Below are 14,933 nucleotides of genomic sequence, written 5' to 3'. Positions count from 1 at the left end.
GCTCCATGCCCGCGCACCCCTCCACAAGCGTCCAGAAGGCTCGCGAAGCCCTAGCCAGTCGGCTGAGCGAGATTCGGAAGGACGCAGGGATCAGCGGGCGGGAGCTGGCCGCCAGGTGCGGCTGGTCGGAATCGAAGTCGTCCCGGATCGAGAATGCCAAGACGCCTCCCTCCGATGCCGACATCAGGGCCTGGTGCCGAGCCTGTGACGCCGGCGATCAAGTCCCCGACTTGATCGCCGCAAACCGGCAGTCCGCCGACGCTCATGTCCAGTGGCGACGACTCCAGCGAAGTGGGCTTCGTCGCCTGCAAGAGTCGACCGTCGATCTGTACCAGCAGACCAAAGTGTTCCGGGTCTACGTCTCCGACGTGATCCCCGGATTCCTCCAAACACCCGGGTACGCCGCCGCTTTGCTGTCGTGCATCGCGGACTTCCGGGGAACCCCGAACGACGTGAGTGACGCCGTGGCGGCCCGCATGAAGCGCAACGCGGTACTGAACAACGGCGCACACCGGTTCTCCTTCGTGCTGGAGGAGTCCGTGCTGCGGTACCGCGTGTGCAGCGCGGACACGATGGCGGCGCAGCTCGGCCATCTGCTCGGAGTTATGGATCTCCCGAACGTCGCCGTGGGCATCGTCCCGTTCGTGGCACAACGGACTGTGTGGCCCATGCCGACCTTCACGATCTTCGATGACACCAGGGTCCACGCGGACACGCTGGATGCTGCCTCGACGCTCACACAGCCCAGCCAGGTCGACCTGTATGCCCGCGCCTTTGATCGGCTCTCGCAAGGGGCAGTGCGGGGCGCAACAGCGCGCTCACTGATAGCGGGAGCCTTGGCTTACCTGGATTGATCAGCGGGGGCGCCACATGGCTACGCAGGTCGCACGGGCACCCGCGAGGCCCTCGCCCTGGGTGGGCGAGGGCCTTCGCGTGTTTCAGTGCTGCTCGTCGCGGCCCTCGGGGCGGGGCATCCCGAGGGTCGCGAGGGCGGGCAGGGCGAGGAGGGTCGCGCCGACGAAGAACCTCACCGGCGCCACGCCTCGTCGCGCTCCAGGTCGCGGAGCAGGTGGAGGAGGTTGAGCAGAGTGCTGACCGGCGCGTTGCCGAAGTCGACCAGGATGCGGCCGTCGAGGGTCGTCTCGCCGGGCGAGGCGGAGCCCCAGAGGAGCCCGTGCGGCATGCCGCGTCGGTGCAACTCGCCGAGCAGGGCCGTGATCTGGGGCGCGGTGTAGTCGCTCATCCGGGGGTCGTCCGGCGCGACGGGGTCGCGGGTCACGCGAGGAAGTCCAGCTCGTACCAGGTGGTTTTGCCGCGCTTCTGCGGGTCGACGCCCCAGCGGTGGGTGAGGCCCTCCACGAGCTGGAGGCCCCGACCGGTCTCGGCGAGGTCGGAGGACGTTCGCAGCCGGGGGAGGGCGTCGCTCTCGTCGGAGACGGTGACCCGGAGGGTGCGGTCGCGGATGGAGAACCAGACGACGGGCGCGGGGGTGTCGCCGTGCCGCCAGGCGTTGACGATGAGCTCGCAGAGGGCGAGTTCGGCGTTGAAGATGGCCTCGGTGTCCCAGTCGCTGCGGGTCATGGCGTCCCGCAGGGCCTGCCGGGTGAGGGTGAGCGAGGGGGTGTTACGGGTGCACACGGGAACCTCCGTGAGGCTGTGGTGTGAGGAGGGGGATGACGGTCGTCGCCGTGAGCCAGACCGGGGCGGCGGTTGCTCTTCGGTGCGCGGGCAGCAGGCGCCTACTGCCCGAATTACAGGCGTTACTGACGATCCGTCGGATCTGACTGAGAACGACGATAGCGCATGGGAGCTTAACGTTAAGCCCGATGCGCGAAGGTTCCCCCGATGGAGTCATCCCCGGGATGGCCACCCCTGCGCGCGCCACGGCAGACTGGCGCCTGTACCGGCAGAAAGGAAGCCATGGCCAACCGCCAGAACCCGACCCTTCGCCAGCGTCGACTCGGCGCTGAACTGCGGAGGATGCGAGAGCAGGCCGGCATCGCAGGCAGCCATCTCGCCCGCTTACTCGGTGTGACTCCAGCTCTGGTGACGCAGATGGAGAACGGGAAGTCCGCCGTCAGCGTAGAGCGCCTGCACGAGATCGCGGAGGCTTGCATGTGCGCCAACGCTCCCTTGGTCGAAGCGCTCGCCGGGATGGCCAGGGAGCGGGATAGGGCCTGGTGGGATGAGTATCGCGACGCCCTCACAACCGCCCCCATCGATGTGGCGGAAATGGAGGGACACGCGAAGAGACTCAAGAGCTTCAACATCGGCATCATCCCAGGGCAGCTTCAGACGGCCCCCTATGCCACCGCCGTGTTCGCGAGAGGTTTCACCCCTCTCCCCGATCGCGAGGTCGATCGCAGGGTGAGGTTCCGCCTACGGAGGCAGCAAGCCATTCGGTCCGGTGAAACGCCGTACGTTGCACTGGTCCACGAGGCAGCACTGCGAATTCAGTACGGCGGCCCCAAAGTACTCAGGGAACAGCTTGGTTCCCTCCTCGAGGACTCCGAGCTTCCGGGAGTCTCGCTGCGAGTCGTACCGTTCGATACGGCCGACTTCCCTGGCCCCAGTGAGAACCTGGTCTACGCGGAGGGGCCGGTGTCGGAGCTGGATACGGTCCAGGCAGACTCATCCCACGGCTCCCACATCTTCGACTCGCCCGCCCAACTGGCGGGCTATCGCGCAATCTTTGAGCACATCGAAGCCGTCGCGCTCCCGGAGAACGAGTCGCGAGATTACATTCGCTCGATCATGAAGGAACTGAACGACAGGTATGAATAGCTCCGAGTGGCAGAAGTCCAGCTTCAGCGAAGGATCCAGCAACTGCGTCGAGGTGCGCGCACTTGAAGGGACGATCGAGCTCCGCGAGTCCGACGAGGGTGACGTCATCGTCCGCTCCACCCACCTCAAGTTCGCCACCTTCCTCCAAGGCGCCAAGGCGGGCGAGTTCGACCACCTCACCACCAACCCCTGAGCAGCCCGTCGCCCCGTCGAGCATCAGCTCGACGGGGCGACGTGAACCCACCGCTCAGATCTCCCGGACCCCCGCCCGCCAGACCGCCGCAGTCAGCGGCACGCCCGGGCGGTACGCCAGGTGCACGTGCGACGGCGCGTCCAGCAGGAGGAGGTCCGCGCGGGCGCCGACCGCGACCGTGCCGACGTCGGTGCGCCGCAGCGCGTGGGCGCCGCCCGCCGTCGCTGCCCAGACGGCCTCGTCCGGGGTCATCCCCATCTCGCGCACCGCGACCGCGATGCAGAACGCCATCGAGCTGGTGAAGCTGGAGCCCGGGTTGCAGTCCGTCGAGAGCGCCACCACCGCCCCCGCGTCCAGCAGCCGGCGCCCGCTCGGGTACGCGGCCCGGGTGGAGAACTCCGCCCCCGGCAGCAGGGTCGCCACCGTCGCCGAGCCCGCCAGCGCCGCCACGTCCTCGTCCGTCAGGTGGGTGCAGTGGTCCGCCGAGGCGGCCCCCAGCTCGACGGCCAGCTGCACGCCGGGCCCGTACGAGAGCTGGTTGGCGTGCACCCGGGGGGTGAGGCCGCGCTCGATGCCGGCGGTCAGCACCGCCCGCGCCTGGTCCCCGTCGAAGGCGCCCTGCTCGCAGAACACGTCCACCCAGCGGGCGTGCGGGGCGCAGGCGTCCAGCATCTCGCCGGTGACCAGGTCGACGTACCCGGCCGGGTCCTCGGCGTACTCGGGGGCGACCACGTGGGCGCCCAGGTAGGTGGTCTCCGGGGTGTACTCGGCGGCGATCCGCAGGGCGCGCGCCTCGTCCTCGACCGTCAGCCCGTAGCCGGACTTGCACTCGATGGTGGTGGTGCCCTGGCGGACCGCCTCCCGGACGAACCGGGCCAGGTTGGCGTCCAGTTCGGCGTCGCTGGCCGCCCGGGTGGCCGCCACCGTGGTCCGGATGCCGCCCGCCGAGTACGACTGGCCGGACATCCGGGCGTTGAACTCGGCGGTGCGGTCGCCCGCGAACACCAGGTGGGCGTGCGAGTCGACGAAGCCGGGCAGCAGGGCCCGGCCGGCGGCGTCGACGCGCTCGTCCGCCGCCGGGGCGCCGGCCGCCGGGCCGACCCAGGCGACGGTGCCGCCGTCGACCACCACGGCCGCGTCGGTCAGCAGGCCGAGCGGCCCGGCGCCCTGCCCGGGGTCGTTGGTGACCAGGCTGCCGATGCCCGTGATCAGGGTGCTCAAGACAAGGCCTCTCGAAGGAAGGTGGGAAGGGTCAGCAGCTCAGCGCGCTGATCGAGCGCCGCAGCGCGCCCGGCACGTCGGCCACCAGCAGGTGCGCGCCGTCCCGGACGACGTGCCGGCCGCCGACCACCACGTGCCGCACGTCCGCCGCCGAGGCCGCGAAGACCGCGATCTCGGCACCGAGCCGGGGCGGCGGTCCGGCCGTCCGGACGGTGTCCAGCGCGATCACCGTGAAGTCGGCGAGCGCCCCGGCCTCGACCCGTCCGGCCTCCGGCCAGCCGAGCGAGGCGTGCCCGTCCTCGGTGCCCGCCCGCAGCAGCGCGTTGGCCGTCCAGTGCCCGCGGGTCCGGGTGCGCAGCCGCTCGTCCAGCTCCAGCGCGCGGGCCTCCTCGAACGGGTCGATCACCGCGTGGCTGTCGCTGCCTAGGGTGATCGGGGAGCCCGCCGAGGCGAGCCGGCGGGCCGGGCCGATGCCGTCCGCGAGGTCCCGCTCGGTGGTGGGGCACATGCAGACCGTGGTGGAGGAGTCGGTGAGCAGCCGGACGTCCTCGTCGGTCAGGTGGGTGGCGTGCACGGCCGAGGTGCGCGGGCCGAGCGCGCCGTGGTCGGCGAGCAGCCGGGTCGGGGTGACGCCGTGCGCGGCCAGGCAGGCGTCGTTCTCGGCGGTCTGCTCGGACAGGTGGACGTGCAGCGGCGCCTTGCGCATCGACGCCCAGTGCGCGACGGTGCCCAGCTGATCGGCCGGGACGGCCCGCACCGAGTGGATCGCGGCGCCGATCCGGGCGTGCTCGCGCGGCTTGAGCGCGTCCGCCCTGGCCGCCCAGGCGTCCGCGTCGCCGTCGCTGAACCGCTGCTGCGGCCTGGTCGGCTCGGCACCGAAGCCGGCGGAGAGGTAGCAGGTGTCCAGCAGGGTGATCCGGATGCCGGCCCGGGCGGCGGCCTCGATCAGCGCCTCGCCCATCGCGTTCGGGTCGGTGTACCGGGCACCGCCGGGCGCGTGGTGCAGGTAGTGGAACTCGCCGACGGCGGTGACGCCGGCCAGCGCCATCTCGGCGTAGACGGCGGTGGCGAGCTCCAGGTAGCGGTCCGGGTCCAGCGCGCCGGCGAACCGGTACATGGTGTCGCGCCAGGTCCAGAAGGTGCCGGAGCCGACCTGGACGTGCCCGCGCAGCGCCCGGTGGAAGGCGTGCGAGTGGGCGTTCGCCTGGCCGGGCAGCAGCAGCCCGTCGAGCCGGACGGCGTCCGGCGGGCAGGGCCCGCTGTCCGGGGTGACGGCGGTGATCGTCCCGCCGGGGCCGGTGGTGATCAGCACGTCCTGCTCGACCACCGGCCCGTTGTCGTGCGGCAGCCAGGCGTACTGCGCCCAGTACGTCGCGGGGGTCACTGACACGCCAGGTCCTCCAGTACGTCGGCGAGGGCGGCGACCCCGGCCAGGCAGTCGGCCTGCTCGGCGTGCTCGGCCGGGGAGTGCGAGACGCCGGTGGGGTTGCGCACGAACAGCATGGCGGTCGGGATCGCGGAGGCCAGGATGCCCGCGTCGTGTCCCGCGCCGGTGGGCAGCACCGGGGCGTCCAGCAGCTTGGCCAGCCGGTCGCGCAGCGGCCCGTCGAAGTCCACCACCGGGGTGTAGGACTCGCGGGTCAGCTCGACCCGGACGCCGTCGCGCTCGCCGCGCTCGGCCGCCGCCCGCTCGATCTCGGCGACCAGCGCGGTGAGGGTGCGCTCGTCGGCCGCCCGGGAGTCCAGCCAGCCGCGCACCAGCGAGGCGATCGCGTTGGTGCCGTTGGGCTCGACCGCGACCTTGCCGAAGGTGGCCAGCGCGCCCGCCAGCTTCGCCTTCTTGCGGGCCGCCAGCACGGTGTTGGCGTAGGTCAGCATCGGGTCGCGGCGGTCCTCGATCCGGGTGGTGCCGGCGTGGTTGGCCTCGCCGTGGAAGTCGAACCGCCAGCGGCCGTGCGGCCAGATCGCGCCGGCCACGCCGACCGGCTGCCCCTCGGCGAGGCAGCGGCCCTGCTCGACGTGGAGTTCGACGAAGGCACCGATCCGGGCCAGCCGGTCGTCGTCCGCGCCGATCGCGGTCGGGTCGTAGCCGGCCCGCTCCATCGCGTCGGGCAGCCGGACGCCGTCGGCGTCGCGCAGCTCGTACGCCTGCTCCGGCGACAGCACCCCGGCGGTCAGCCGGGAGCCGATGCAGGCCACGCCGAACCGGGCGCCCTCCTCGTCGCCGAAGTTGACGATCGCCAGGGGCTTGGTGAACCCGGCGCCGCGGGAGCGCAGTTCGTCCAGCGCGGCGAAGGAGGAGACCACGCCGAGCGGGCCGTCGAAGGCGCCGCCGTCCGGGACGGAGTCCAGGTGCGAGCCTGTGACGACCGCCCCCGGCCCGTTCGGGTCGCCCAGCCAGGCCCACTGGTTGCCGTTGCGGTCCAGCTCGTACGTCAGGCCGCGGCTGCGGGCCTGCTGCTCGAACCAGGCGCGGCACTCGGCGTCGGCGGAGTTCCAGGCGAAGCGGCGGTAGCCGCCGGACGCGGCGGAGCGGCCCACGGGGAGCAGCTCCGCCCACATCTCCTCGAAGCCGGAGGTCACAGCTCGCCCATCGGAACGCGCACCCCGCGCTCGCCCGCGACCTCGGTGGCCCGGTCGTAGCCGGCGTCCACGTGCCGGATGACGCCCATGCCCGGGTCGTTGGTGAGCACCCGGCGGATCTTCTCCCCGGCCAGCGCGGTGCCGTCGGCGACGGTGACCTGTCCGGCGTGGATCGAGCGGCCGATGCCGACGCCGCCGCCGTGGTGGATGGAGACCCAGGAGGCGCCGGAGGCCACGTTGACCATGGCGTTGAGCAGCGGCCAGTCGGCGATCGCGTCGGAGCCGTCCAGCATCGCCTCGGTCTCCCGGTACGGGGAGGCGACCGAGCCGCAGTCCAGGTGGTCGCGGCCGATCACGATCGGGGCGGACAGCTCGCCGGAGGCGACCATGTCGTTGAAGCGCTCGCCGGCCTTGTCGCGCTCGCCGTAGCCGAGCCAGCAGATGCGCGCGGGCAGGCCCTGGAAGTGCACCTTCTCCTGGGCCATCCTGATCCAGCGGTGCAGCGACTCGTTCTCCGGGAAGAGGTCGAGCACGGCCTTGTCGGTCTTGTGGATGTCCTGCGGGTCGCCGGACAGCGCCGCCCAGCGGAACGGGCCCTTGCCCTCGCAGAACAGCGGGCGGATGTACGCCGGGACGAAGCCCGGGAAGGCGAACGCCCGGTCGTATCCCGCCAGTTGGGCCTCGCCGCGGATCGAGTTGCCGTAGTCGAAGACCTCGGCGCCGCGGTCCAGGAAGCCGACCATCGCCTCGACGTGCCGGGCCATCGACTCGCGGGCACGCTGGGTGAACTCGGCGGGCTTGGCCGCGGCCATGTCCGCCATGTCTTCAAAAGCGACACCCACCGGAAGGTAGCTCAGCGGGTCGTGGGCGCTGGTCTGGTCGGTGACGATGTCGATCGGCGCGTCCATCGCGAGCAGCTGCGGGACCAGCTCGGCGGCGTTGCCCAGCACGCCGATGGAAAGCGGCTGCTTCCTGTCGCGGGCGGCGGTGGCGAGCTCCAGCGCGTGGGAGAGGTCCTTGGCCTCGACGTCCAGGTAGCGGTGCTCGATCCGGCGGGAGATGCGGGACGGGTCGCAGTCGATGCAGATCGCCACGCCGCCGTTCATGGTGACGGCCAGCGGCTGGGCGCCGCCCATCCCGCCGAGGCCGGCGGTGAGGGTGATGGTGCCCTCCAGCGAGCCGTCGTACCGCTTGTTGGCGACGGCGGCGAAGGTCTCGTAGGTGCCCTGGAGGATGCCCTGGGTGCCGATGTAGATCCAGGAGCCGGCGGTCATCTGGCCGTACATGGTGAGCCCGAGGCTCTCCAGCCGGCGGAACTCCTCCCAGTTGGCCCAGTCGCCGACCAGGTTGGAGTTGGCGATCAGCACCCGCGGCGCCCACTCGTGGGTCTGCATCACGCCGACCGGGCGGCCGGACTGGACCAGCATGGTCTCGTCCTGCTTCAGCCCCTCCAGCGTCCGCACCATGGCGTCGAAGGACCGCCAGTCGCGCGCCGCCTTGCCGGTGCCGCCGTACACCACCAGCTTCGACGGGTGCTCGGCCACCTCCGGATCGAGGTTGTTCATCAGCATCCGCAGGGCCGCCTCCTGCTGCCACCCCTGCGCTGTCAGCCCCGTCCCACGCGCCGCGCGCACCTCGCGCGGCCCGCTCGCCTGCTGCTGCACCATAGTCCCGGCCTCTCTGCGGATGGATTCATTCACCTTCGGTCCGGTTGAATATAACTAAACAGTCGGCTTTCGACCAGACCCCCGAACCATCCGATCAGCCACGGCACCGGCCGACTTGGCGCGCTAGCCTGAACCCGGCGAACACCAGCCACTCGGCCCAGTTTCCAGGGAGCGGAGGACACGATGACGGCCCTCACCGTGCGGCCCGGCAGACTCCGGGATATGGCGGAGGAGATCGAGCAGCGCACAGGAATGCGCGTCCAGATCATCGGAGGAAACCTGGTGATGTCCCCGACGCCCCGCGGCAAGCACGCGGGGACCACCAAGCGCCTGTCCCGCCAGCTCGACGCCGGGCTACCCGACACCCTGGGCGCCTACGAGGTCTCGTCGATCACCATGCCCGACAACGCGGAGGACTACGCGACACCCGACCTCGTCGTCCTGCCGCGCGACTGGGAGGACGACGACGAGTGGCTGGCTGACCCCCACGACGTCGAACTGGCAGTGGAGGTCATTTCGACATCCGAGCGGGTCAGCCTTATCTCCGCCAAGACCAGCTGGTACGCGGTCGCAGGCGTGCCGGTCCTCCTCGCGGTCGACCCGCGCAACGGCACCTGGACGCTCCACACCCACCCGCGCGACGGCGCCTACCAGGGCGTCCTGCACGGCAAGTACGGCGAGGCCGTTCCGCTGCCCGCGCCGCTGCCCGCCGAGCTGGACACCTCCGGCCTTCCGGTCTACGCCCCGCGCCGCTGAGTCAGGCCGCCGCGTCGCCGTCCCAGTCGATGCCGATCTCGGCGAGCCAGCGGCGGTCGGCGGCGTCGGGGGCGGGTGGGGACGGTGGGCGGGGGATGTTCTGGACGGGGCCGAGGCCGTACTTCTCGGCGGCCGCGGCCGCGCGGGCGTCGGGCTCGATGACGCCGACGTGGACGGCCGACTCGTCGCCCGGGTCGAGGACGGTCAGTTCGGGTTCGGGCAGGCGCCGCAGGGTGACGCGGCGTCCGCAGGCGGGGCAGGACCATTCGTCGGCGCCCGAGGACAGCCGGGCGACGAACTTCATCTCGTGGATCACGCGCATGGGCGGCACCCCCTGCCGTAGGGGATGCCCGGGTTCGTCCCGAGTACTCCCCCGCCGCCGCTCCGAACTGTGCTTATTCCAGGAACAGCCCGCGCGCCGCCGCCGACTGCTCGATCGCCTCCAACCGGGCCTCCGCACCCGGGAGTTCGTCGCACATGGACTGCAGCAGCACCCGGCCGAGCATCATCGGCGCGCACGCGGTGTCGAAGACCAGCCCGGTGCCGACGGCGGCCGGCAGCATCAGGTCGGACAGCTTGGCGACCGGGGCGAAGGCGCTGTCGGCCACGGTGAGCACCGTCAGCCCGCACTCCCGGGCCACCGTCAGCGCGTCCATCAGCTCCCGCGGGTAGCGCGGCAGCGCGAAGCAGAGCAGCGCACTGGCCCCGGCCGCCCGGGCCTGCTCCAGCCGGTCGGCGAGCATGCTGCCGCCCTCGTCCAGCAGCCGGACGTCCGGGTGCACCTTGGACGCGAAGTAGGCGAAGCCGCGGGCCTGCGCCGAGGCGGCCCGCAGCCCGAGCACCGGCAGCGGCCGGGAGGCGGCGAGCAGCCGGGCGGCCCGGGTGATCGGCTCCGGGTCGGCGAGGAGTTCGGCGAGGTGGCGCAGGTGCGCGATCTCGGCGAGCACGGCCTGCTGGTGCTCGTTGCGCACCGCGTCGTCCGGGGTCTCCGGCGCGGCCGGTTCGCCGCCGCCGAGCTCGCGCAGCTGCTTGCGCAGCGCCGGGTAGCCGTCGTACCCGAGCGCGACCGCGAAGCGGGTGACGGACGGCTGGCTGACGCCCGCGAGTTCGGCGACCTCCACGCTGGACAGGAACGGCGCCTCGGTGGCGTGCCGCACCAGCGAGTGCGCGATCCGGCGCTGGGTCGGCGTCAGCCGGTGCCCCTCGAACAGCTGGAGCAGCCGGGCGGAGGGGCCGACGCTGCCGGTCTCGTCGGTGGCGGTCATCAGCGGTACCTCCGGGTGCGAGGGGTTCGGACGACGACTGTGCAGGAGCGGGCCGCACCTGGCAAAGACGTCTCGTACGGCGGGACGTCGGGTGAGACGCCCCGCGGGGGAACGGAGCCGGGCCCCGCCGGGGCCGGGCAACCCTGATTTGTCCCTGAGCCCGCCCGGATTCCTCCCGCGAACGGATGGACCGGACGCCCCGGCGGCCCCACTCTGGATCCATGGACACTCGTCAGGACGAACTGCGGCGCGACCTCGACGCCACCCTCCAGGCCCGCAAGGAGCTCGGGAAGGAGTACGAGGACGCACTCGTCGACTCCTTCATGAAGCGGCTCGACGCCCGCATCAACGCCCGGGTCGAGCGGTCGGTCGCCGAGCGGATGGACGACGACGAGCCGCGGTCCCGCCACGACCGGGGCCACCAACGCCGGACGGGCTTCGGCCGGCGCTCCAGCACCGGACTCGCGGTGACCTCGCTGGTCATCGGCGTCCCGCTGACGGCGATCGCGGGCAGCCCCGAGAGCGGCGGCTTCGCCGGCCTGGTGGTCTGCTGGGCGGGCATCGTCGGGGTCAACCTGGCCGCCGCCCTGGGCGAGCTGCGCAACCGCGGGGGCCGCGGCGAGCGCGCGCCGCGGAGCGACTGGGACTGAGCCCCCGTCACCCCGCGGCGCCGCCGGCTCAGGCCAGCGGGCCGGTGACCCGCTCGACCGCGCGCACCAGCTCGCCGGAGGCGACCAGCTCGGCGGCCGCCTCCAGGTCCGGCGAGAGGAAGCGGTCGCGGCCGGCGCCGCCGACCCCCGCCTCCCGGGCGGCGGCCAGCGCGGCCGCGGTGGCCGGGGCGAGCCCGCCCGCCCCGTCGGCCTGCTGACGGATCTCCAGCGCGCGGGCGGACGCGGTGAGTTCGACGGCCAGGATGCGGCCGAGGTTGGCCACCGCCTGGCGCAGCTTGCGCGCGGCCGACCAGCCCATCGACACGTGGTCCTCCTGCATCGCGGAGGACGGGATCGAGTCGACCGAGGCCGGCACGGCGAGCCGCTTGTTCTCGCTGACCAGCGCCGCCTGGGTGTACTGGGCGATCATCAGGCCGGAGTCCACGCCCGGGTCGTCGGCCAGGAAGGCCGGCAGGCCGTGCGAGCGGGCCTTGTCGAGCAGCCGGTCGGTGCGGCGCTCGGAGATCGAGCCGAGGTCGGCGGCGGCGATGGCGAGGAAGTCCAGCACGTACGCGACCGGGGCGCCGTGGAAGTTGCCGTTGGACTCCACCCGGCCGTCCGGCAGCACCACCGGGTTGTCCACCGAGGCGGCCAGCTCGCGCGAGGCGACCAGCCGGGCGTGCGCCAGGGTGTCCCGGCCGGCGCCGGCCACCTGCGGGGCGCAGCGGATCGAGTAGGCGTCCTGGACGCGCGGGGCGTCGTCCTGGTGGTGGCCGGTGAGGCCGGAGTCCTTGAGGACGGCGAGCATGTTGGCGGCGCTCAGCGCCTGGCCCGGGTGCGGGCGGATCGGCGCGTGCAGCTCGGGGGCGAGCACCTTCTCGGTGCCGAGCAGCGCCTCCAGGCTCATCGCGGCGGTGATGTCGGCGGTGGTGAACAGCCGCTGGAGGTCGGCGATGGCCATCACCAGCATGCCGAGCATGCCGTCGGTGCCGTTGATGAGGGCGAGGCCCTCCTTCTCCAGCAGTTCGACCGGCTCGATCCCGGCGGCGGCGAGCAGCTCGGCGACGGGCTTCTCCACGCCGTCCGGGCCGGTGGCGGTGCCCTCGCCCATCAGGACCAGGGCGCAGTGCGACAGCGGTGCGAGGTCGCCGGAGCAGCCGAGCGAGCCGAACTCCCGCACCACCGGGGTGATGCCGGCGTTGAGCAGGGCGGCCATGGTCTGCGCGACCAGCGGCCGGACGCCGGTACGGCCGGAGGCCAGCGTCTTCATCCGCAGGAACATCAGCGCGCGGACCACCTCGCGCTCGACCACCGGCCCCATGCCGGCGGCGTGCGAGCGCACCAGCGAGCGCTGCAGCTGGGCGCGCAGCTCGGGGCTGATGTGGCGCACGGCGAGCGCGCCGAAGCCGGTCGACACGCCGTAGACGGGGCGCGGCTCGGCCGCGAGGGCGTCGATCCGCGCACGGGCGGCCGCCATCTCGGCCAGCGCGTCGGGACCGATCTCGACCCGGGCGTTGCCCCGGGCGACGGCCAGGACGTCCTCGGCGCTGACGTCGGCCTTGCCGACCAGGACCAGCGGAGCGTCGGGGGCCACAGCACTGTGCATATCCATATACACCATCACATCAGGTGAATGAAGATATGACAACAGGTGCTCGCCATCCGGATTCTCCGCCCTCCGGACCGGCGCCGCACGCCGCGGCCCCCCGACCGCTCCCCACCGGGCCTACTTCACGAGTTCCGCCTCGATCAGGTCGGCCGCCCGGGCGGTGCCACCCTCGGCGCGGCCGGCGGCGGAGAGCCCGCGCAGCCGCTCGGCCACCGCCGGGTCGCCGACCAGCTCCAGCAGCGCCGCGCGCAGCGCCTCCGGGGTGGCCTGCTCGGTGTCCAGCCGGCGGGCGACACCGTGCGCCACCAGGGCGTCCGCGTTGGCGAACTGGTCGACGCCCTGCGGCACCGCGATCATCGGCACGGCGTGGAACAGGCCCTCGCTGGAGCCGCCCATGCCCGCGTGGGTGACGAAGGCGTCCGCCTGGGCGAGCACCGACAGCTGCGGCACCCATCGGTGCACCTCGACGGTGTCCGGCACCTCGCCGAGGTCGGCGAGGTCGGTGTGCTTGCCGACCTGCAGCACGGTGTGCCAGCCCGGCAGCTCGCCGAAGGCCTGGACGCAGGCCCGGTAGAAGGCGGGCTGGTTGGTGTAGGCCGAGCCCAGCGAGACCAGCAGCACCTTCTCGGCACCCTCCGGCCGCTGCCACCGCCCCTGGTGGGCCCGGTCGCCGAAGCAGGGCCCGACGAAGCTGATGCGCTGCTCGTCGACCCGGTCGGCGTTGGGCTGCAGGGCGCGCGGAATGAGCGCGATCGCCCGCCGCGGGCGGGACTTGAAGGCGTCCACGTCCCGCTCGGTCGCGCCGGCCTCGGCCAGCCAGTCGGCGAACCGGCGGTAGTACTCGGCACCGCCCTTCCCGTTGCGGATCGACTCGAAGACCTCCGCCAGGTCCTCCTCGAAGCCCTCCCAGCCGACGTAGGTGGGCGACAGCTGCACCACCGGCACCCCCAGCCGCTCGCCCAGCGCCCGGCCGGCGAAGCCCGCGATGTCGGTGAGCACCAGGTCGGGCCGGTCGTCGGCGAAGGCCTCCAGCAGGACGGGCCACATCGCGAGCGCGTCCTCCAGGAACAGCTCCTGGAGCCCCACCGGGTCGTCCGTCCAGCTGTTCGGGTCGTCGCCGAGCGGCAGCGTCGTCGGGTACGGGACGAAGGCGGCGCCGGTGGACTCGACGGTCTCCCGGAAGGAGGCGTCGTTGACGTAGCTCACCCGGTGGCCCCGGGCGACCAGCTCGGCGATCACGGCGAGGCTGGGGTTGACGTGCCCGTGGGCCGGGATGGAGACCATCAGGATGTGTGCGGGGCGGGTCATGGGCACCTCCGGGAGAGCGGTTGAGACGAGACGGTCCGTCTCGTGTCGTGATGAGAAGACAATACGTCTCGTCTCGCTGTTTCGCATAGACTTTTTTTCATGGCTTCCAGAACCGCCCCCGACCCCGCCCGCCGCAGCGAACGCGCCCGCGCCGCCGTCCTCGCCGCCGCCACCGAACTCGTCGCCGACATCGGCTACGGCAAGGTCACCATCGAGGCGATCGCCGCCCGGGCCGGCGTCGGCAAGCAGACCATCTACCGGTGGTGGCCCTCGAAGGGCGCCGTCGTCTTCGACGCCTTCCTCGCCGCCAGTCGGCACGAGGGCAGCCTCGCCCTGCCCGACACCGGCGACCTCACCGCCGACCTGCGCGCCGTCCTGCGCCCCACCAGCGACGAACTCGCCGACCCGGGCGCCGACCGCACCTACCGCGCGCTCGTCGGCGAGATCCTCAACGACCCCGCGCTGCACGCCGAGTACCGCACCCGCCTGCTGGACCCGCTGCTGGAGGTCACCCGCGACCGCCTCCGCAGCGCCCGCGAGGCCGGCCAGATCGCCCCCGACGCCGACCTCGACCTGGCGATCGAGCTCTTCTACGGCCCGCTCAACTACCGCTGGCAGTACCGGCTCGGCCCGCTCACCCACGAGCACGCCGACCGCCTGGTCGACGCCGCCGTCCGCGCCCTCAACCCGCCCGCGGTCAGCGGCGGTTCCGGCGCCTGAGCCGGACCACGGCCGAACCACCGTCCTCCCGAAAGACCGTCGCCCCACCTTCCACCACCCCGCCCGGCCCCGGCGCGAGGCCCCCGGCTCAGAAAGTGTTGGGTAATTGATCAACTGCACGCTGTGATGCGTTGGCGGGTTTTAGGGGGGGGGTTTTGTGTGGGGAATTAACAAGCA

Annotated in this window: 16 protein-coding genes; 6 read left to right on the top strand and 10 right to left on the bottom strand. The window is 72.5% G+C overall.

The features are described 5' to 3' along the window. Positions 1–5: 5 nt before the first annotated feature. Positions 6–854 carry a helix-turn-helix transcriptional regulator gene (locus ABZW03_RS09365; RefSeq protein ID WP_355254260.1) on the top strand — a complete coding sequence of 283 codons (849 nt, stop codon included), beginning with the start codon at positions 6–8 and terminating at the stop codon, positions 852–854. Positions 855–1,027: 173 nt separating this feature from the next. On the opposite strand, the gene ABZW03_RS09360 is transcribed toward ABZW03_RS09365, so the two are convergent. Both ABZW03_RS09360 and ABZW03_RS09355 read right to left on the bottom strand, forming a co-directional pair. After that, positions 1,028–1,279: a hypothetical protein gene (locus tag ABZW03_RS09360; protein ID WP_355254258.1), complete on the bottom strand. Its 252-nt coding sequence runs from the start codon at positions 1,277–1,279 to the stop codon at positions 1,028–1,030. Beyond that, positions 1,276–1,638, bottom strand: coding sequence for an ATP-binding protein (locus ABZW03_RS09355; protein WP_355254256.1), 363 nt, complete (start codon positions 1,636–1,638; stop codon positions 1,276–1,278). Before ABZW03_RS09355 ends, ABZW03_RS09360 begins: the two co-directional genes overlap by 4 nt. Positions 1,639–1,920: 282 nt before the next feature. On the opposite strand from ABZW03_RS09355, the gene ABZW03_RS09350 reads away from it, so the two are divergent. Further along, complete coding sequence (locus ABZW03_RS09350; RefSeq protein ID WP_355254254.1) at positions 1,921–2,784, top strand: helix-turn-helix transcriptional regulator; 864 nt, start codon at positions 1,921–1,923, stop codon at positions 2,782–2,784. Continuing rightward, positions 2,777–2,977 (top strand): DUF397 domain-containing protein, encoded by a 201-nt coding sequence (locus ABZW03_RS09345; RefSeq protein ID WP_355254252.1) that lies wholly within the window; start codon positions 2,777–2,779, stop codon positions 2,975–2,977. Before ABZW03_RS09350 ends, ABZW03_RS09345 begins: the two co-directional genes overlap by 8 nt. A 54-nt stretch (positions 2,978–3,031) precedes the next feature. On the opposite strand, the gene hutI is transcribed toward ABZW03_RS09345, so the two are convergent. The 4 genes from hutI to hutU are packed head-to-tail and all read right to left on the bottom strand — an operon-like array spanning position 3,032 to position 8,448. After that, positions 3,032–4,198: an imidazolonepropionase gene (hutI, locus tag ABZW03_RS09340; RefSeq protein ID WP_355254250.1), complete on the bottom strand. Its 1,167-nt coding sequence runs from the start codon at positions 4,196–4,198 to the stop codon at positions 3,032–3,034. A gap of 31 nt (positions 4,199–4,229) precedes the next feature. Continuing rightward, positions 4,230–5,588: a formimidoylglutamate deiminase gene (locus ABZW03_RS09335; RefSeq protein WP_355254248.1), complete on the bottom strand. Its 1,359-nt coding sequence runs from the start codon at positions 5,586–5,588 to the stop codon at positions 4,230–4,232. Continuing rightward, entirely contained in the window at positions 5,579–6,760 is a 1,182-nt protein-coding gene (locus ABZW03_RS09330; protein WP_355254293.1) for an allantoate amidohydrolase, read from the bottom strand. Before ABZW03_RS09330 ends, ABZW03_RS09335 begins: the two co-directional genes overlap by 10 nt. Positions 6,761–6,777: 17 nt before the next feature. Next, a complete protein-coding gene (gene hutU, locus ABZW03_RS09325) occupies positions 6,778–8,448 on the bottom strand; it encodes a urocanate hydratase (RefSeq protein WP_355254246.1) in 1,671 nt (556 codons plus the stop codon). Positions 8,449–8,670: 222 nt separating this feature from the next. On the opposite strand from hutU, the gene ABZW03_RS09320 reads away from it, so the two are divergent. Further along, on the top strand, positions 8,671–9,204 hold the full coding sequence (locus ABZW03_RS09320) for a Uma2 family endonuclease (RefSeq protein ID WP_355254244.1): 534 nt from the start codon (positions 8,671–8,673) through the stop codon (positions 9,202–9,204). Between the two features lies 1 nt (position 9,205). Here the strand turns inward: ABZW03_RS09320 and ABZW03_RS09315 are convergent, their stop codons facing one another. Both ABZW03_RS09315 and ABZW03_RS09310 read right to left on the bottom strand, forming a co-directional pair. Continuing rightward, positions 9,206–9,526 carry a hypothetical protein gene (locus tag ABZW03_RS09315; RefSeq protein WP_355254242.1) on the bottom strand — a complete coding sequence of 107 codons (321 nt, stop codon included), beginning with the start codon at positions 9,524–9,526 and terminating at the stop codon, positions 9,206–9,208. A gap of 73 nt (positions 9,527–9,599) precedes the next feature. Further along, complete coding sequence (locus ABZW03_RS09310; RefSeq protein WP_355254240.1) at positions 9,600–10,469, bottom strand: MurR/RpiR family transcriptional regulator; 870 nt, start codon at positions 10,467–10,469, stop codon at positions 9,600–9,602. A gap of 221 nt (positions 10,470–10,690) precedes the next feature. Here ABZW03_RS09310 and ABZW03_RS09305 point away from each other — a divergent pair, with 221 nt between their 5' ends. Further along, positions 10,691–11,119 (top strand): hypothetical protein, encoded by a 429-nt coding sequence (locus tag ABZW03_RS09305; RefSeq protein ID WP_355254238.1) that lies wholly within the window; start codon positions 10,691–10,693, stop codon positions 11,117–11,119. A gap of 28 nt (positions 11,120–11,147) precedes the next feature. Here ABZW03_RS09305 and hutH read toward each other — a convergent pair whose 3' ends face one another. Both hutH and ABZW03_RS09295 read right to left on the bottom strand, forming a co-directional pair. Further along, positions 11,148–12,725 (bottom strand): histidine ammonia-lyase, encoded by a 1,578-nt coding sequence (hutH, locus tag ABZW03_RS09300; protein ID WP_355254236.1) that lies wholly within the window; start codon positions 12,723–12,725, stop codon positions 11,148–11,150. A gap of 120 nt (positions 12,726–12,845) precedes the next feature. After that, on the bottom strand, positions 12,846–14,036 hold the full coding sequence (locus ABZW03_RS09295) for a macrolide family glycosyltransferase (RefSeq protein WP_355254234.1): 1,191 nt from the start codon (positions 14,034–14,036) through the stop codon (positions 12,846–12,848). A 99-nt stretch (positions 14,037–14,135) separates the two neighbouring features. On the opposite strand from ABZW03_RS09295, the gene ABZW03_RS09290 reads away from it, so the two are divergent. Continuing rightward, entirely contained in the window at positions 14,136–14,756 is a 621-nt protein-coding gene (locus tag ABZW03_RS09290) for a TetR/AcrR family transcriptional regulator (protein WP_355254232.1), read from the top strand. Positions 14,757–14,933 lie beyond the last annotated feature (177 nt).

The organism is Kitasatospora sp. NPDC004799 (genome assembly GCF_040609095.1).
Classification (GTDB): Bacteria; Actinomycetota; Actinomycetes; order Streptomycetales; family Streptomycetaceae; genus Kitasatospora.
This window is presented reverse-complemented; position numbering and strand designations above follow the sequence as displayed.